At 51.8% G+C, this 18,310-nt stretch carries 16 protein-coding genes; 4 read left to right on the top strand and 12 right to left on the bottom strand.

The window, feature by feature from the left end:
• Nucleotides 1–70 precede the first annotated feature (70 nt).
• Nucleotides 71–700 carry a ribonuclease T2 family protein gene (locus tag HRQ87_RS02775; RefSeq protein WP_174134961.1) on the top strand — a complete coding sequence of 210 codons (630 nt, stop codon included), beginning with the start codon at nt 71–73 and terminating at the stop codon, nt 698–700.
• Nucleotides 701–706: 6 nt separating this feature from the next.
• On the opposite strand, the gene HRQ87_RS02780 is transcribed toward HRQ87_RS02775, so the two are convergent.
• Nucleotides 707–1,690: an NAD(P)H-quinone oxidoreductase gene (locus HRQ87_RS02780; RefSeq protein WP_174134963.1), complete on the bottom strand. Its 984-nt coding sequence runs from the start codon at nt 1,688–1,690 to the stop codon at nt 707–709.
• 11 nt (nt 1,691–1,701) lie between these two features.
• Complete coding sequence (locus HRQ87_RS02785; protein ID WP_174134965.1) at nt 1,702–2,400, bottom strand: COQ9 family protein; 699 nt, start codon at nt 2,398–2,400, stop codon at nt 1,702–1,704.
• 105 nt (nt 2,401–2,505) lie between these two features.
• On the opposite strand from HRQ87_RS02785, the gene rpsU reads away from it, so the two are divergent.
• On the top strand, nt 2,506–2,712 hold the full coding sequence (gene rpsU / locus HRQ87_RS02790; protein WP_007118112.1) for a 30S ribosomal protein S21: 207 nt from the start codon (nt 2,506–2,508) through the stop codon (nt 2,710–2,712).
• Between the two features lie 61 nt (nt 2,713–2,773).
• Here rpsU and HRQ87_RS02795 read toward each other — a convergent pair whose 3' ends face one another.
• The 3 genes from HRQ87_RS02795 to mscL all read right to left on the bottom strand — a co-directional run bounded on the left by HRQ87_RS02795 (nt 2,774) and on the right by mscL (nt 5,362).
• Entirely contained in the window at nt 2,774–3,403 is a 630-nt protein-coding gene (locus tag HRQ87_RS02795) for a sulfotransferase family protein (protein WP_174134967.1), read from the bottom strand.
• Nucleotides 3,404–3,427: 24 nt separating this feature from the next.
• A complete protein-coding gene (locus tag HRQ87_RS02800; protein WP_174134969.1) occupies nt 3,428–4,801 on the bottom strand; it encodes an L-serine ammonia-lyase in 1,374 nt (457 codons plus the stop codon).
• A 129-nt stretch (nt 4,802–4,930) separates the two neighbouring features.
• The gene (gene mscL / locus HRQ87_RS02805; protein WP_174134971.1) at nt 4,931–5,362 is read right to left on the bottom strand and encodes a large conductance mechanosensitive channel protein MscL; all 432 of its coding nucleotides are present in this window, start codon (nt 5,360–5,362) and stop codon (nt 4,931–4,933) included.
• 151 nt (nt 5,363–5,513) lie between these two features.
• Between mscL and HRQ87_RS02810 the strand changes: the two genes are divergently transcribed.
• Nucleotides 5,514–6,209, top strand: a complete 696-nt coding sequence (locus tag HRQ87_RS02810; RefSeq protein ID WP_174134973.1) for a glutathione S-transferase N-terminal domain-containing protein — start codon at nt 5,514–5,516, stop codon at nt 6,207–6,209.
• 343 nt (nt 6,210–6,552) lie between these two features.
• Here HRQ87_RS02810 and trhO read toward each other — a convergent pair whose 3' ends face one another.
• Entirely contained in the window at nt 6,553–7,467 is a 915-nt protein-coding gene (trhO, locus tag HRQ87_RS02815) for an oxygen-dependent tRNA uridine(34) hydroxylase TrhO (protein ID WP_174134975.1), read from the bottom strand.
• A 96-nt stretch (nt 7,468–7,563) separates the two neighbouring features.
• Here trhO and pncA point away from each other — a divergent pair, with 96 nt between their 5' ends.
• Complete coding sequence (pncA, locus tag HRQ87_RS02820; protein WP_174134978.1) at nt 7,564–8,169, top strand: bifunctional nicotinamidase/pyrazinamidase; 606 nt, start codon at nt 7,564–7,566, stop codon at nt 8,167–8,169.
• A gap of 170 nt (nt 8,170–8,339) precedes the next feature.
• Here pncA and HRQ87_RS02825 read toward each other — a convergent pair whose 3' ends face one another.
• The 6 genes from HRQ87_RS02825 to HRQ87_RS02850 are packed head-to-tail and all read right to left on the bottom strand — an operon-like array spanning nt 8,340 to nt 18,308.
• The gene (locus tag HRQ87_RS02825) at nt 8,340–9,443 is read right to left on the bottom strand and encodes a polysaccharide biosynthesis/export family protein (protein ID WP_174134980.1); all 1,104 of its coding nucleotides are present in this window, start codon (nt 9,441–9,443) and stop codon (nt 8,340–8,342) included.
• A gap of 36 nt (nt 9,444–9,479) precedes the next feature.
• Nucleotides 9,480–10,832: a type VI secretion system-associated protein TagF gene (tagF, locus tag HRQ87_RS02830; RefSeq protein WP_174134982.1), complete on the bottom strand. Its 1,353-nt coding sequence runs from the start codon at nt 10,830–10,832 to the stop codon at nt 9,480–9,482.
• A 12-nt stretch (nt 10,833–10,844) separates the two neighbouring features.
• Complete coding sequence (gene tssM / locus HRQ87_RS02835; protein ID WP_174134984.1) at nt 10,845–14,345, bottom strand: type VI secretion system membrane subunit TssM; 3,501 nt, start codon at nt 14,343–14,345, stop codon at nt 10,845–10,847.
• Complete coding sequence (icmH, locus tag HRQ87_RS02840; protein WP_174134986.1) at nt 14,342–15,823, bottom strand: type IVB secretion system protein IcmH/DotU; 1,482 nt, start codon at nt 15,821–15,823, stop codon at nt 14,342–14,344. The genes tssM and icmH overlap by 4 nt, the downstream gene beginning before the upstream one ends.
• Nucleotides 15,823–17,154 carry a type VI secretion system baseplate subunit TssK gene (gene tssK, locus HRQ87_RS02845; protein ID WP_174134988.1) on the bottom strand — a complete coding sequence of 444 codons (1,332 nt, stop codon included), beginning with the start codon at nt 17,152–17,154 and terminating at the stop codon, nt 15,823–15,825. Before tssK ends, icmH begins: the two co-directional genes overlap by 1 nt.
• Nucleotides 17,151–18,308 (bottom strand): type VI secretion system-associated FHA domain protein, encoded by a 1,158-nt coding sequence (locus HRQ87_RS02850; protein WP_174134990.1) that lies wholly within the window; start codon nt 18,306–18,308, stop codon nt 17,151–17,153. Before HRQ87_RS02850 ends, tssK begins: the two co-directional genes overlap by 4 nt.
• Nucleotides 18,309–18,310 lie beyond the last annotated feature (2 nt).

Below are 18,310 nucleotides of genomic sequence, written 5' to 3' on the forward strand. Positions count from 1 at the left end.
GGGCAGGTTCACATTGTCGGGGAACTTAAGACGTATATAATCAGCAAAGATCAAAAGGAAAAGGGTCAAAATGCGCTGGTTTTTGTTGGTTTTGCTGTCATCCATGCTTGCCCAAGCGGAAAGTGACCGTGCCGGAGAGTTTGATTACTATGTTTTGGCGCTAAGTTGGACACCGAATTGGTGTGCATTAGAGGGCGACGCACGCGGGTCTGATCAATGCGATGATCGACATGATTTTGGCTGGACGCTGCATGGGCTTTGGCCGCAGTATAATCGCGGCTGGCCCAGCTTTTGCCAAACCTCACAACGCCCACCATCCCGATCAGAAACAGCCGCAATGGCAGATATCATGGGCACAGCCGGGCTTGCGTGGCATCAGTGGAAAAAGCACGGAAGCTGTGCAGGCCTGTCATCGAATGATTATTATGCATTATCCCGACGCGCTTATGAAAACGTCAACCGGCCCGAGGTTTTCAGAAAACTACAGACCACTGTGAAATTGCCGGCCAGCGTTGTCGAAGATGCATTTCTGCAAGCCAATCCTGATTGGAGCGCCGACATGATAACGATCACATGTCGCAACGATCATATTCAGGAAGCGCGGCTATGTTTATCCAAGGAACTGGCGCCCGTGCAATGTGGACGTGATGTGATCAAGGATTGTTCACTTGGTGACGCCTTGTTCCAGCCGGTTCGCTGAATGGTGTCAGCTGACCTTTAGCACGATCTTTCCAATATGTTTTGAGCTTTCCATGTGGGCGTGGGCATCGGCTGCGTTTTCCAACGGAAATTCACTGTCCATAATAGGGCGAATGCTGCCCTTGGATAAAAGCGGCCAGACATGTTTCAGCAATTCTTCAGCTATGTTCGCCTTAGCCAGATCGCTTTGAGGGCGCAGGGTTGATCCGGTGATCGTCAGCCGTCGCATCATGATCTGGGCAAAGTTCAATTCGACCTGTGGGCCTTGCAGAAAAGCGATTTGTATCAAGCGCCCATCATCCGCCAACGCTTTGACATTGCGCGGTAAATACGGACCCCCGACCATATCCAAGATCAGATCAGCGCCGCCTTCATTATTGATGACCTGAACAAAATCCTGATCGCGATAATTAATGGCGAAGTCTGCGCCCAGATCGCGGCAGACCTGACATTTGTCATCCGATCCGGCGGTCGTAAACACGCATGCACCAAAGTGATCGGCCAGTTGAATGGCGGTCGTACCAATACCGCTGGAGCCACCGTGGACCAGAAACCGTTCGCCCGCTTTCAGGCCGCCGCGCATGAAAACATTGGACCAGACGGTGAAATATGTCTCGGGCAGGCAGGCGGCTTGATCCAATGACATATTATCCGGCACAGGCAGACAATGTGCGGCGGGCGTGACCACATATTCGGCGTATCCACCACCCGGCAGCAGCGCACAAACCTGATCACCAAGGGTCAGATCGGTAACGCCCGGGCCAATCGCCTCAACCCGGCCTGCGGCTTCAAGGCCCGGTAAATCGCTGGCCGTTGGGGGTGGCGCATAAAGGCCCGCGCGTTGCAGCGCGTCGGGGCGATTCACCCCGGCATAGGCAATCTTGATTAAAACCTGGCCATAGCCTGGTTGCGGAATAGGTCGGTCACAAAGGGCCAAAACCTCTGGCCCGCCGGGTTTGGTGATTTCGACGGCGCGCATAGTTTTGGTCATGATATTTGTCCTTAGTTGGGGCCATTCCACGACCCGGGCAGATCGACGCGCGGCATGCGCGATGGGGCTTTGACCTTGCTTAGCACCCAATTCGGCCCAGCGAAAACCTGTTTCAGGATGGGATTATCGTTGACTTGTGCTTTGATCTTTTCGAATTGCATCACATTATCAATCCGGCGGTTCAGAAAATCCCATGTGGCCTGATTGCCGACGCTGTCATCGCCCAACCAATACAGAATGGTCGAACCATAAACCCCTGATAAAGTCGCCCGTTTGGTGTACCAGTTAATGTCATCTGACGTATCACCCAGAGTATCCCAGATCAGATCGCAGGTGCCCCAGATCAGCTTTGCACCATCGGTGGCGTGTTGTGGTAACGCAAATAACGCAGTGCCCCGGCGCACGGCCTCTTTGTCTTCGATCACCTCAATTCGGTATTGCACAGCAGTTGCGATTTTATCGCGAAAGCGCAGTTCGCCCAGCTTTGCCGATTTCAGCCGCGCAACCATAGCCGCGTCACCCCTGTGGTGAAATTCAATCGCCAGATCGACAGCGCCCCTTGGGCATATGGATCGGGCCAATCCGGTCTCAATCCCTGATTCTGCAATGGCAGCCATAAAGGTTGCTTCACTCCAACCATCAAAGGGTACGTGCAGCAACGCCGCATCCAATAACTGATTTTTCACTTTGTCATAAGGGGCTTGGGTCATCAGAATCTCCTGTGCTGCGCATACTAGACAAGATAGGGGCGCTTTGCTATACGACCACTTCCTGCAATTCATGCAAACTCAAACTTAGGAAGGTGGTGACACCACATGCAGGTTAGTGTTCGCGACAACAATGTCGATCAGGCGCTTCGTGCCCTGAAGAAAAAGCTGCAGCGCGAAGGCGTGTTTCGTGAAATGAAGCTTAAGCAACATTTCGAAAAACCGTCCGAGAAGAAAGCACGCGAGAAGGCCGAGGCCATTCGCCGTGCGCGCAAGCTGGCACGCAAAAAGGCACAGCGCGAAGGTATGATGTAAATCGAACCTCTCGACATGATGAAATAACCCTCGTGGCATCCGCCCCGGGGGTTTTTCTTTGTCAGATCATATTATCGGCGATGCGTTTTTGAAACTGCGTCGTTGTGTTGCCGGATGGAAAATCAACATCTGGCACAGGTTTTCCCAGAAAGTCACATAACGGCACCCAGTCTGATCCGACGGGGTAAATCAACAAGCGATCAGATGGGATAGTTTCAATAACGCTTGCATTATGCGCCTCGTAAACCGCCTTTGCATGATCGGGATCGTTGATCTTTCCGTCAAAAATTCTGTTAAAGATCAATTCGCAAAACGTCGCAATATCATTGCGGTGCGGTGGGGCATGGCGCCCCTTGGCTTTGATAAAGGGAAGGATGGTCTTTGTCATACTTGCGTACCAGCTGTCGGCGTCGCGCAGTGTCAGAATGACTTTGGCATCGGGAAAATGATCCGCCAGATCACGCCAATAGGCAGCACCCGGCCAATCGGCCTGTGATCTATAGCCCACAAACAAAGCATCCCAATCCGCCGTTTCACCCTGTGCAACTGAAAGCCAAGATGGGACCAATTCACCATTAGCGCGAAGTTCTACCATGTGATGACAGGGTCCAAATCCAAGATGCAGCAAGGCTTCACGTAAGGATTCAGTCCCTGTTCGTCCCATTCCGGCACCAATAATTTCCAGGGTCATTTTCTGTCCTTAGTGCTATTTGACCTAGCAATTTGGAATATTCACGGCCAGTCCGCCAAGTGATGTTTCCTTGTATTTCTCGGACATATCCGCACCGGTTTGTCGCATAGTTTCAATGCAGGCATCCAGCGGAACCAGATGTGTACCATCGCCGCGCAGGGCAAGTGACGCGGCTGAAACGGCCTTGATCGCACCAAGTCCGTTGCGTTCGATGCAGGGCACTTGAACCAGACCTTTTACCGGATCGCAGGTCATACCCAAATGATGCTCTAACGCGATTTCAGCTGCATTTTCAACTTGTTCCGGCGTGGCGCCCATAACAGCAGCCAGGCCCGCGGCAGCCATGGCAGCGGCACTTCCAACTTCGGCCTGACACCCGCATTCAGCGCCACTGATTGATGCATTATGCTTGACCAAACCACCAATTGCAGCGGCCGTTAGCAGAAAATCGGGAATGCGTGATGGTGCGGCACCCGGCACAAAATCCAGCCAATATCGGATTGTTGCAGGCACAACGCCTGCCGCGCCATTTGTCGGGGCCGTGACAACCTGCCCCCCGGCGGCGTTTTCTTCGTTCACGGCCATGGCATAGACGCTCATCCAATCATTAATCGTATGGGGCGCGGTCAGGTTCATGCCGCGTTCAGCCATCAGGGCTTCATGAATGCCCTTGGCGCGACGTCGCACCGAAAGACCGCCAGGCAGAATGCCATCCGTTGCCAGCCCACGATCGATGCAGGCTGACATGGTTTCCCAAAGCCGGGTCAGGCCATCGTTTAAATTCATGTGTGAAATGCGGCTAAGTTCATTCTCGCGTTTCAAATCGGCGATTGATTTACCCTTATCCTTGCACATCTGTAGCATTTCGGCGGCGGATTTAAAGGGGTACGGTACGGCGGGCCCATCATCGGTATCCACGCCAGAGGCCAGTTCATCCGCAGTTAAAACAAAGCCACCCCCAACTGAATAATAGGTTTCCTGCAAGATGATATCGCCCTGCGGGTCTGTGGCACTTAAGATCATGCCGTTCGCATGGCCGGACAGCGGATGATTATAGTCGAAAATCAGATCCGTTTTTGGATCAAAGGCTAAACGGGGCAGATTAGATGGCGTGACGTGACATGTTTTAGCGATCTTTTTCAGCATGTCTTCGGCCTGGGTCGCGTCATAGGTTTCGGGTAGAAACCCTGCCAACCCAAGTGTCACGGCCCTGTCGGTTGCGTGACCCACACCTGTAAAAGCTAGCGAACCATGTAAGGATGCGCGCAAACCTGACGCCTGAAACGGACTGGCCCGCAACACGTCCAAAAACCGCCCGGCAGCGACCATTGGACCCATAGTATGTGATGAAGACGGACCGATCCCGATTTTGAACATCTCAAATACAGACAGAAACATCGCAAAGCGGCCTTTTTATTAATCTCTTCGGCAGCCTGACAGAACCGCAAACGCTTAACCACCTGAAAGCGACAGGTTTCAGCCCAAAATGCCATGGCGCGGCTGCATGTGCGACGCGCCATAACACTATCAACCGGCTTGCTTGACCAATGCGTCCCGGATTTCCATCAACAGATCTTTTTCTGTCGGACCCGTGTCGATTTCGGGTGCCACGTCTTCGTCTTTGTCGGCCATAGATTTGATGCGATTGACCATTTTGACCAGCATGAAAACCACAAAGGCTATGATCAGAAAATTGATAATCGCCATGATAAAATTGCCGATTGCAAAGACCGATGCACCGGCTTCCTGTGCAGCTTCGACTGATGCGAATTCCCCGTCGCCCATCACATAGAACCAGCCTGAAAAGTCAATTCCACCTGTAAAAAGCGCAATGATCGGGTTGATTAGATCGCCAACAAGCGAAGTCACGATGGCTGTAAAGGCAGCACCTATGATAATCCCGACGGCCATGTCCATGACATTGCCCCGGGCTATGAAGTCCTTGAATTCGTTCAGCATCTTACGGTTCCTTAACTGTTCACACTGGCGCTTTTTGTTTTCAATGCGCACCTGCGCACAACCGTACCGCTGTTTTCCAACAGGTCTATGTCTTTTTTTACGTCGTGCATTCGTTATGTGTGGATGGCACTCACAATAACGGAGCATCCCGGTGACCGATTTATCTGCATTCCCAATCACAAAAAAATGGCCTGCACAAAACTCTGATATCATTCAGCTATATTCTTTCCCCACGCCCAATGGCGTCAAAGTATCTATCGCGCTTGAGGAAATGGATCTTGAATATGAAGCCCATAAAGTCACGCTTTCAGATGCAGATGTCAAAAGCCCCGAATTTCTGTCGTTGAATCCAAATAACAAGATCCCGGCGATTATTGATCCAACTGGACCAAACGGGCCAATTGGTTTGTTCGAATCTGGCGCTATTTTGCTGTATCTTGCAGATAAAACCGGCAAGTTGATCGGCAGTAACAAAGCGGACAAGGCACACATCACGCAGTGGCTGATGTTCCAGATGGGTGGTTTGGGGCCTATGTTGGGGCAACTTGGATTTTTCTATAAATTCGCAGGCAGCGAATGGGAAGATAAGCGCCCGCAAGAACGATATATCAATGAAGCAAAGCGGTTATTGGGGGTTCTGGAAAAGGAACTTGATGGCAAAGATTGGATCGTAGGCGATTATTCTATTGCTGATATTGCGATTGCCCCATGGTTACGGGCGCTGGACTTTTATGGTGCAAAAAATGTTTTGGGCTGGGATGATCATGAAAATCTAGTCGCCTATCTGGATCGTTTCGTCAGCCGCGATGCTGTGAAAAAAGGTTTGGTTACACCGTCACGTGATTAATAAGAAAACGGGGCCCAGCATTTCAGCGGGCCCCGTTGTTTGTCACCGGTGACGGTTGTTGGATTATTCTGAACGATCGCTTTCCAGACGGTCTTTCAGCATTGCCAGTTCGCTCAGCGACAGGCCTTGGCCTTCGACGCCCAGGGAACGGTCCTTGCCATGCTCGCACACGCGATCCCGTTTGTTTATTAGGGAAACGATCCCAGCGCAGCACGGATGTTACAACGCCCACTCAAGTACTCGCCAGATCTTCACGAAGGATGTGAAGAGTGAAATATTTGGGGAAGGGTGTTTTTATGAAACGCTGTAATTTTCAAAGAAACCGACAATGACATCAACAAAATTAGTTTTGTGTTAAGGTACCAATGTGCTGTTCACCGCGCGCCTTTGACAGATTAATCTGCTTTTGGCGTTCGCGAAAACGGGCTTTGTCATCGTCGGACGTATCGTTGATGCAATTGTGGCAGGATACGCCCGGTTCAAACTGCGGTTTGCGCAAGTCTTCGGGCAACAAGGGTCTGCGACAGGCATGGCACAGGCGGTGCGGACCGATTTTCAAACCATGACCAACAGAAACGCGGTTATCGAAGACAAAACAGTCACCGTTCCAAGTACTTTCGGTTTCCGGGACGGTTTCAAGATATTTCAGTATACCGCCCTTCAAATGATAGACGTCTTCAACACCTTGCCCAATCAGATAGTTCGTCGATTTTTCACACCGAATTCCGCCGGTACAAAACATCGCAACACGTTTGTTATGAAAGCGATCTTTGTTTTCTTCCCACCATTTTGGAAATTCGCCAAAACTTTTGGTTTGCGGGTCGATGGCGCCGTCAAAGGTGCCAATGGCGACTTCGTAATCATTGCGCGTGTCTATGACCACGACATCGTCAGACTGAATCAAATCGTTCCAATCCTGCGCTTCAACATAGCGCCCGACCGCGGCGGTTGGATCGACGTCGGGTTGCTTCATCGTCACGATTTCACGTTTCAAACGCACTTTCAGACGACCAAAGGGCGGCTCGTCGGATTGGCTTTCCTTCCATTCCAAGGCTTCGCATCCGGGCAATCCGCGCAAAACAGGGATAATCGCGTCAATACCATGGCGTGATCCGGCGATGGTGCCATTGATACCTTCGGGGGCTATTAAAAGCGTGCCCATTATACCGTTGTCCTGACAAGCCTTCAAAACCTGCGCGCGTAATTTTGCAGGGTCATTGAAGCGGGCAAAGTGATAAAGGGCAGCAATGATATACATGGGCGGCGATGTAAGGCATCGGTGCTCTATATAGCAAGCCCCATTGACGTCATGGCATGGGCTTTCTAGCAATAGATAACAACATATGAGGCCAAAATGTCATCTGATACCGCTTTGATCGTGATTGATGTGCAAAATGACTTTTGCCCTGGCGGTGCGCTGGCCGTGGCTGAGGGGGATCAGATCATTCCACTGATTAACAAAATGATGGACGAACACGATGTCTGTATCCTGACCCAGGATTGGCATCCGGCCGGCCATTCATCCTTTGCGTCCAGCCATGAGGGTCAGCAGCCCTATGAGATGATCGATATGCCCTATGGCCCTCAGGTTTTGTGGCCGGATCATTGCATTCAAGGCAGCCATGGCGCGCAATTCCATACAGATCTGAAAACGGATACGGCGGATATGATCATTCGCAAGGGCTGTAATCCTCAGATAGACAGCTATTCTGCATTTTTTGAAAATGACCGGAAAACACCAACTGGGCTTGAAGGATATCTGCGCACGTGCGGTGTATCATCTGTCGTTCTTGTTGGCCTGGCGACAGACTTCTGTGTGAACTATTCAGCGCAGGATGCTGCAAAACTGGGGTTTTCAGTAACTGTTGAACTGTCGGCGTGCCGCGCGATTGATCTGGCTGGGTCGCTGGATCAGGCCCGTCAGGCGATGCTGCAAGCAGGGTGCGTATTGCGGGATTAGTCCCCTGAAGAAATCCGAAGGTGGGCGACATCCAGTACGTTTTCGCGGAACCGAGTGTTCCATCATCAATACCTTACACAGAAAAACGATAGCGTCAGTCATAGTCACAAAAGTAAAACGGCCGCCTTCTTTTGGAAAGCGACCGTCTTTATGCGTTGTATTTTTGATATCTAGGGAAGTTCGACAGATGGTTCTGACGGCAGTTCCGGCGGACGGCTAAAGACCTGAGTGATCTTGCCGGTTTTTGCCAAAGGTGCGTCGCCCACAAAAATCTGATCTCCATCGCGGATCATGAAACGATCAGCCAGAAAGACCTGATCAGATTTCCGCAAATTTACACGATAGATGATATTACCACCAGACGGGATCAGTTCTGCAACTTTTTGTCCCAACTGTCGGGCTTCGGGCGCGGTGATGGTGCGCAGAACAAAGACGGACCGTGGATTAGCGCGACCGTCTGCCAGACCGCCAGCACGTGCAATCGCCTGATTCAGGTTCACGGTTCCGGCCGAGAAAGGGATTTCGCCCTTTTTATTCAGTGCGCCACTGGCAATGAATGTATGAGGTGCGGGTGCCAGCAAAAGGATATCGCCCGGCAACATGGTAACGTTGTCGGTTGGATTATCATAGATCGATGTCAAAATCTGGGCAGCACTTTTATCGCCACGGATCAATTTCACCTCTGTCTGACCAGGCTTTTCGGTGGGGCCACCAGCCAAGGCAATCGCCTCAAGAACGGTTTCGCCGCGCGCAGTCAGCGGGAAAACACCACTGCTGGCTACATCGCCCTGAACTGCAAAGCTATCGGCGTCTTTTCGTGTGATATTAACGTTCACAAATGGGTTAATTGCAGATTCCCGTAATTGTGTCGTAATGGCATTCTGCACTGTGTTGATTGTGCGATCCGCAACACGAACACGCCCGACAAAGGGCAAGTTCACATGACCACTATCATCAACAGTATAATCACCAAGGTTTAGCGATGAACTGTCGGCGGTGGTGAAAATCCCGGCGTCGCCAGCATCGAATACAACAACGTTGATGGTGTCGCCTTTTCGAACAACTCCTGGTTTATATGTGCCGCCTGTAAAAGCTTTGCCCAATGTCGGCATACCCGCTTGGTTTTGTGCACTAATTGCTCTGGCGGATAAATCAATCAAAGGAACATCGTTTGAGCGGGCTGAACTGATCATTGATCTGGTGGAGGGACCGTCAGACGGGGCACATGCGCAAAGTAAACCAAGTAAAATTATAGCACCGGTTGCTCTAATCATATTTCTTCTCCGAAACCTGTATATGCGATTTTTCGCTTATGTTTTGGCACTTAAAAACATTGCAAGCGCCGTTGCGTCAAGTGATCCGCCACCAATGACGGCATCCTGTGTCAAAACTGTTGCTGTCTTGTCAGGTGTTGCCTCATTAAATAGCGTCTCGCGAATATCATTTTCAGTTAAGGCCTTATGAACACCGGCCGAACACAATAAAAATTTGTCACCATCACGAACATGACCGATAGCACTGTCTAATTCGAATTTATTAGCACCCCCAATAGACCGCGTCAAAACCACGGGCATTTTAGTATCAGAATGGTCGCGACTAAGTCTGTGCAATTCCCCGTCACGCAGAAGATAGGCACGCACATCGCCCGCCCACAGCAATGAATATCGCTGTTCCTGAATTAGCAAAACAGCCACCGAAGATGCGGGTGATGGTCTGTTTGGCAGGTTTTGCGACCGCAACAAATCATGCGATCGTCGTAGAAGTTCTTGTGTTTCAGCAACCAATTCGTTCATCGAAAATGACTTGTCGACCGTAGCCATCATATCGTTGATTGTTTTTGCGACGGACGCATTGATTGGCATATCGCCTTGTCCGCCAACAACCATGGAAAGCTGTTTATTATCGGATACATACCAACCATCTGCGTTAATCCTGGACATTGCCCCACGCGTTGAAGAGGCACCATATGCCAAATCAAGCGAAACCGATGCAGGCTGATCGGGGTTCGTTTCCACTGGGGTATCTTCTGCAACCGGCGCTTTGACCTCAGCGACTAGGGGTTTTTGTTCGGCAGGGCGGGCCAGAAATTTCTTGAACTCTTCGGGTTTTGGTAAGCCTGGCGTAATAATTGGCCTACGTATCGTGTCTTTGGTCCACCATGAAACACTTAATGGATCCTCGCCTGGTTCATAGGGTTGGTCGTCGATGATTTTATATGTCGATGGTGGCGATAATTGCTGTGCTGCGGCATCAAAAGCGGGCAGCGAAAAGTCTTGTTCCAGCGTGGAAAGTACAAGCCGTTCTGCTTGGTTAAACCAGTAATCCGCGCTGCGCAGACGCTTGGCTGTGATTTTGGGTTGCGGCAATGTTGTGGTCAGGACCAGCGGGAAATAGCGCCCAACGCGATCAACGCTTGGCATCATGACCGCCAGAACAGGCAATGGCCCCCAGACTTTGGCCGGAAAAGCGATGCGCCAGACCGGTGACACAAGATACGCATCCAGCCAACCATCTTCCAATTGGCTTTGGCTTTCGCGGATACAGGCCTGCAACCAATCGTCCAGTCTGGTGATAAAGCTGCGGTCCATATAGTTGCTGACGAAATCACCGTGCGTCGGAATTTTTCCGAAATAGCCCGAATGTCGTCCGTTATTCTCTGCCATTCTTATCTGCCCTTAATTGCCCAAAAGCGTGTTGGGGCAGGTAAATTCTGTCAGTGCTGCCAATGTGACGGGATTATTGACGCCTGTGACCGTGATCCGCATGCGGACGTTTGACCCAAATGTTATGGTAAAATTATCGCGGTCAGTTTCGGTAATATCGCCGCGATCAAACAGTCTGAAAGGGGCCCATTCACCTGTTGTGCTGATATCAGGATTCACAGAACGAGGTAGTCTGAACAACACACTTCTTCGCAAACCATCTTCAGGGGGCCATAGCAGCGGCGTTTGAGGTATGTCTGAGCCTTCGCGCAGAATAATGCGTTTATCACCACCAATATTGAATTGAACGCTGTTGACCTCTTCGCTTGAAAATAGCAAGTCTGCTCCGAACACCACGCGGGGCTGCAATGCATTTGCAGGGAAGAATGCTGTGCGAATTTTATCGGCATTCTGAAAAGCAATTAACGCGTCGGTTGTTTCACCCGAAGTACCCAGTCCCCCTTTCCACGTCCACGGATCGGTTGTCTGATCTACAAACTCTACCAGATTTTCATCGAAAAATGAATCAAACAATCCATCGTTGCCGAATATTCTGGAAAAATCAGAAATCGTAATTTCATCACGCGCATTCCGCACAAAAGGGTATTTCCCGGTCGATGTGATCTCGCATTGTTCGGCCCCCTGGGCTTGCCAGGCGGCTGATACTTCCTGTTGAACGCGCGCCAGCCTAAGATCGGCGATATCGCCTGCAACTTTGATGACAATTGCATCAACAGGCACAGGAAGCCCGCGTCCGACCAGATTGAGTTCTTGCAGACTGGTTGCCAGCTGGTCGCTGTCACTAATAGCTTGAACCGGTGACAATGCGCGATTCACGTTGTCATACACATCCTGAAACGCGGGCTGCAACGGGGCGAGTTTGTTGCTGGGATCATCGCCTGATGTCGGGGCCAGTGCGGCGCGCAAGGATCTGTAAGGATCAGGTGCTGCCAATGGATCAAAGGGCAAATTTGGGGCAATGCCATCAATCGGATTTGGCGCATCCTCGGGCAGATCAAAGCCCAGACCATCGCCGATACCTGTCAGATAAGTTGCTTTGGCCACTTCTTCGGCAAAGCGGTCAATGGGGCGGGCATCACCAGACAGCAGGAATGTCAGATCAGCGGCATCGGCCAAACCAGTCACGTCGCGTGTTGTGAAATCATTCAGAAAGTCACGCCAGACCTGCTGGAATTCAGTATAATAAATCTCGGCCACATCAACGCCGATATCGCTTGGTGATCTGGATTCAGACCGGGGCAGACCGCGCACCCAATATTCATTGGATGCAATTTCCGACATGCTGATGATGTTTGGTAAGATTGCAGATTGATAGCCAAGGCGCGTATAAATCCCGTCAATGCCTTGATCGAGCCCCAGACCTGATGAGCGTGCAAAGACCCGCGCGCTGATCGGGCCAAGTTCTGATTGTGGGCGCCAATCTGGAATTGCTTGCGCGACGGGCAGATTAACTAACAAGTCAAACGCCCGTTGTGATGGGCTGTATTCAGCAATCATCTCGCGGTTTTGGGCGACAAGATAGGCATCTGTTTCGATGGGGGGCAGCGTTTTGCTGTCCAGCATTGCTGCCATATGTGTCATTAGATTTTCGCGCGTCGTGCGACGACCCGATCCCGGATACAGACTTTCGAATGTTGCACGTGCATGCGCCAAGATTGCATCGCGATCAATTGGACCTTCGCCGGCCAGACCGAGGTAATATTTCAGCGCGTCAAAACGCTGCGCCGTGGGCAAGTCTTCATCGCGCAGATCTTTTTGTAGATGTACCATGTAACGCGTCAAAAGCAGGCTGCTCAGCGCACGATCATAGGCGCTGACATGACCACTGCGGATCTTACGTTCCTTGTTCAGACCCGGTGCCAATGACGCAACGCGATCCACGATTGATCCGCCTTCATCCAGTTCAAAGCCCTCTGGCGCTTTAGCTAGCGTGTCAAGCGGCCCTAGAATACGCAGAAAATCACTGTCGGTCACGTTGCGCACAGGGATATCGTTCAGTTGAAACGCAGATGAATAGCTGGCCAGATTCTGATCAGCTGTCGCGATGGCATCACGGTTGAAAAAGAAACCCGTCAGCCAGCTAACCAGCAAAACTACGACCGACGTCGCCATCACGCCGATACCCGCCCCGCGCAGAATTTTGCGGCGGCGGCTTAACCTGTCATCACGCGATACCAAGGCAGCTTCGCCCAGGATAACGTTGGAAAACAGTTTGGATACGAAATAGCTGCGGTTCATCGTTTGTGACAAAGGCTTTGCCCGCGCCGGATCTTCTTGCGTGGCCGAAGCAAAATAAACGCCACGCATCAGCGGCCGGTTTATAAAATCAGTACCAGAGGTGAGTTCTTCTACAATTTCGACCAAGCTGTCGTGAAGCTGGGAAATCTGCGCAGGAAAGCGAAAGATCTGCCCACGGCGCGATATATCGGGTTCCTGTTGCAGCCGTTCCAGCAGCAAACCGTTCAGACGATCTTGCAGGGCGTGGAATTCACCGCTGAAATGTTCCGCCAAATTGTCGCTTGAGGCGCTTTCCTTGATATCAAAGGTCATGCCCCAGACCTGTTCGCGCGCTTCTTTGCCCAACCCGTCAAAAAACTGCTTAAAGCCATTCAGCTGATCGGTTTTTGTCAAAACGATATAAATCGGAATGCGCGCTTTCAGCGTTTCATCCAGTTCCGATAGACGTTGCCGGATTGAGCGGATATCGCGCAGCCGTTCATCCGGGTTTTGCGTCAGAAGATCAGTCAATGAAATGGTGATGACAACACCGTTGATCGGTTGACCCGGACGGTGACGCTTGAGCATGTTCAAGAACCCAAGCCAGCCTGCCTTGTCACGCGCGGCGGCTGTTTCCTGTGTAGTATAGCGGCCTGCAGTATCAATCAGAATGGCGCGATCCGTGAACCACCAGTTACAGTTGCGCGTACCGCCGACCCCCTGCAATGGTTCTGCACCCATCGCATCGCCTAATGGAAATTTCAGACCAGAGTTAACCAAAAGCGTGGTTTTACCCGCACCCGGCGCACCGATCATCAGGTACCATGGGAAACTATAAGCGTATCCCATCCGCTTGCCGACAACCTTGCGCATCAGCTTCATTGCGTCTTTTAGACGATTGCGCAGTTCTTCGATTTCTTCTTTTGTTTCAGCAGCCTCACGATCCTCTGGGCTTTCGGCGATATCGTCGATCATCGCCTTTTCGGCTTTGCGTGCTTTCAGCCAGCCCATCACCATCCAAAGGATCCAAAGGCCGAAAACAACGCCGATGATGATTAATCTGCGCGATACCGGCGCAAGCGGACGCCCACCGCCAAGTTCAAGCGATGGACCGTAAAGCCAGACAATTGCACAAATCGCAATGACCCAGATGATCGAAATAAATCTGCGACCCAGAACACCTGCATAGCTTTCAACATATGATCTGATGCTGCTATATACTGAGAGAGGATTCATTGCGGTGTCCCGTCTTGATTATTGCCGTCATAAAGATCATGGCGCAATAAGGATGGTGGTACGCGTGCACCAATTTTGCGCACAATTATATCTGTGCGCCGGTTGGCTTGGCGGCCTTCGATGGTGTCATTTGTCGCAACTGGCGAAGTATCACCTTTGCCTTCTACCGTTATGAATTCAGACGATCCGACCATATTTTCAATACGTTCGCGCACAGCATTTGCGCGCGCTTCAGACAATTCAAAGTTTGACGCAAAGCGCGAGCCTGATCCAACACGCGAACTGTCTGTATGCCCTTGGATTGTAACTTCGAAATCATTGATGGCGATACCAGTGCCAATCCGGTCAAAGACATCATAGAAGTCTGGTTCAACCACTGCGCTACCACTTGCAAATGCACCTGTGTTCAGGACCCTGACAAGAACCGCATCGCCTTCGCGCACCAAAATAACCAGACCTTCGTCAACTTCGCGTTGCAGGAAGGCCATAAATTCCTCAATCGGATCAGGCGGCGGTGGTAAGACGGGCGCTGGTACAACCTCGGGAATTTCAGGTTCGACAACCTCGGGAATGACCGGGGGTGGTGGCGGATCGGGTATGAAAATACTTGGAATCGCATTTGGTGGCAGGTTCGCAAAAGTCAGCAAAACCTCATCCGATGATCGGTTAAGGGAATAGGACAAAGCGGAATAAAGCAGTGTAAATGTCAAAACCAATGCACCAGCAATCGCCCAAAGTAACCGACCGGATTTAATAGGCTCGTGGGCGGCATCTTCGCCTTGCCAGCGGGGGGACAGATCACGTTCAAATGTACCAAGCTGTGTGCGCAAAGTGCGATACAGACCATCGCGGATCTGGGCCAGCTCCATTGACCCGCGGGCAGACACACGGGTTCGTCCCTCAAAACCAAGGGACAAACACAGATAGATCAACATCAGAATGTCGCGGTGCGCGCCGGGATTGCTTTGAAAATGGTTCAGCAATTCAAAAACGCGGTCGCCGCCAGTCACGTCGATGTGAAATGTGGACACCAGCCCCGATACAGACCAGTCCGCACCCCATGGTGTGTTGCGGATAACATCGTCCAGCGTGGCGCAGACGATATAATGCGCAGCACGAGACTGTTCAGGGACAATGCCTGATGATGCCAGCTGCGCCTCGTATTCCTTGACCGCTTGCGTGGTTTCGCGCCGCAATGTGCCAAGATCAGGCGGTGCCGTGCGCACGCGCAGGGTATGGGCCAGATTTAAAAGTGCGGCCGCTTCGGCCACCAAAAGGGGTACTTCGCCACCGGAAAGACGAAATTCGGACAGCATTTCTGCAATTGGCAGGTCAGAAACAGGTTCAACGGGTGTTTCATAAACAGGTGTCTGATCGGGTTCAGCAGATTTTGCCCCGCGATCACGCCCCGGTGTCGGTAATACAATCCTTGGATCGTTATTGTCGTTATTATCAACGGGATCAGACGAAGACGCCATTATCTTAGCCCCCAAAGCTCTAATTCAATGCCGGGAAATTCAGTGGCTAAATGAATCGCCAAAGTCCCTGATTTCTTGACACTATCCCAGATATCGCTGTCAGTATCGAGATCGAAGTACACAGTTCCGGCAGAAAAAGGCAATTGGCGTGGCGCAACTGCCGCGGGACGTACAGCAACCCCGGGTAAAGCGACGTTGACCAGTTCAGCAATGCGTTCAACCGGGCCGACCTTGATCTGATTGGGCAAGGTGCGGCGCAGGGATTCGTTGGGCATATCTGCACGCACAGCCAGAACAAAGCCCGCTTCTTTCAGCAAAGATGCATCGTTGATCATGCCGACGCGAACGCCGTGGCGGCGCTGTTCCAATGGAATAGGCACCGCACTTTGTTCCAGAACCGACGACAAGGCGCGGCGCAGGGCTGCGAAGACCGGCGCAAATGTGTCTTCGATATCATCGTGGCGATAGGCGGGAAATTCTTCGGGCAGACGGGTCGGTTCGGTCAGCGTGGCCAGTTCGCCCGCCAGCGATACACAGTGCCGATACAGTATTTCAGGGTGGATCTGACTTGCCTGGGCGTTCAGATGCGCAATCACGGGGCTGGCCCGATTAAGAGCCTGCAACATGAGGTAATCGCCGACTTCGGCCGCACCCCGCAAACTGGGATCGCCCGCGCGCCGGGCAATGGCTTCGGCCCGGTGGCGGATCAGCCCCAAAAATTCGGTCAATAATCCAGACAAACGTCTGCTTGCCCCGATATTCAGTGCCGGTGGAATGATCGTTTCATCCAGCACGACAGACAGATCTGTACGCACTTCGATCACGCGCCCCAGCATCAGGCGTTCCAGCCCGGACATGTCATCACTGTCCAGTTTCAATGCGAACCGCAATCTTGCCACGCCGATTTCAGCAGAAAATGCGCTGTCGGTGTTGGCGTCAGCGGCATCATAATCAGATCGCAACTGACGCGCCGAAACGGGGCCATCTTCTGGGGCAAAACTTGGCGCACCCGGACGCAGCATTGGCAATGTCAGGAAAACCGTTGCGTTTTTCACGCCTTCCTCAAGGATCAGCGGCGCTGGCAGATCACAGTGTTCGGGCGCAGAAAATGGGGTACCATCAGCCAGAATACCGCTGATCGACGTCAAGCCAAACCGTCCAATTGCAAGGGCAGACTGATCAATCGATATTTCTGTGATACCCCAAGGATACGGGGCCAGCGGGCGCGTGGATTCAACAACAAGGTGTTCGGCCCAACGATCTGCTTGTTGAAAATGCTGAGTCCGAAGGAACATGCCTTCGGTCCATGCGACGCGGTTGGCTGTCTTCACTCGTCTTCCTTCCCAATACCCGTGGTCGCATCGTCATATGCCGCTTTAAAGGCATTTTTGCCCAATGGGGCATTATCCGATGACCATTCTTTAATATATGTGTCCCAATATCGCATGCGTTTGCCAAATGGCAGACCGCTGTCGACTGCTGCCTTGGTTTCGATGCTATCCGGGGCCAAATCCTGACGTGCGCGGGACAGCGTGGCATCAATCGCCAAAGTCACCGCTTTTTGTTTGGTAATCAGCGTATCAATTCTGGATCGTGTTTGGTTTGCCGTATCGACACCTGCAAACCCAAGCAGCACGTCTAATGATGCTGCCGCACGATCAACGTCGGACGCAGGCAATGTGTTCAGGTCCAGCTCTGCTTCGAATTTTTGGGCTTCCTGTTCCAGCCGTTCGATACCCTCTATCGCGGTGCGCAGTGTTTGACCTGCGGCGTGCATCACAGCGTCTGGTTGTGCGGTGATATCCGCGATGGATAGCCCCGCAGCTTCCAGAAAAACGCGCAGCAGGTCCAGATCGACCTGAGGTTCCGGGTGTGGTTCCGCCTTTTCGGCAGTATTGCCAATATTTATGACCTGATTTGTGACAGTCGCTTGGCTTTGCTGATTGGTCCGATCCTCTGGCACATCCCAGTCATCTGGTAATTTGCTACCAAGCTGGTTGATGGGCTGCGTAATCATGGGGGACGCATCTTCGCGCGGCAGAACGGCATTTGGTGACATCCATTCTTCGCCCGCACGGCCCGGTAACACCCCTGATGCGCCAGCGCCGCCGGGTGTCACATCAGATAAAATCGACGAAATTGTCGGTGCCGAAAATTCATCACGTTTCGTATCCCATGTTGAACTGTGCGCCTGTTCAATTCGTGCCGATAATCTGTGTTCGGCAATCGCGATCTGACTGCCATGTCCGATATCCATAGGCTTTTCAGCAATCACGGGCTGGCCTTCGATTTGCACAGCACCTTCGGTTACCATTTGAAAACCCGTACCGCCGCTGCGGATCGTGACCTTTATTTCATCGCTGCCCGTGGTTGGCAAAATCCAGTTGCAATCACGCATCGTGCCGACACTGAAGGCAGATCTGCCATCAATCACACGGACCTGCCCGACATAGGGACCACCTGTTATCTCAAGCGTCAGACTCATGC

Origin of the sequence: Parasulfitobacter algicola, assembly GCF_013315265.1 — a bacterium.
In the GTDB taxonomy this organism is placed as follows: domain Bacteria; phylum Pseudomonadota; class Alphaproteobacteria; order Rhodobacterales; family Rhodobacteraceae; genus Parasulfitobacter; species Parasulfitobacter algicola.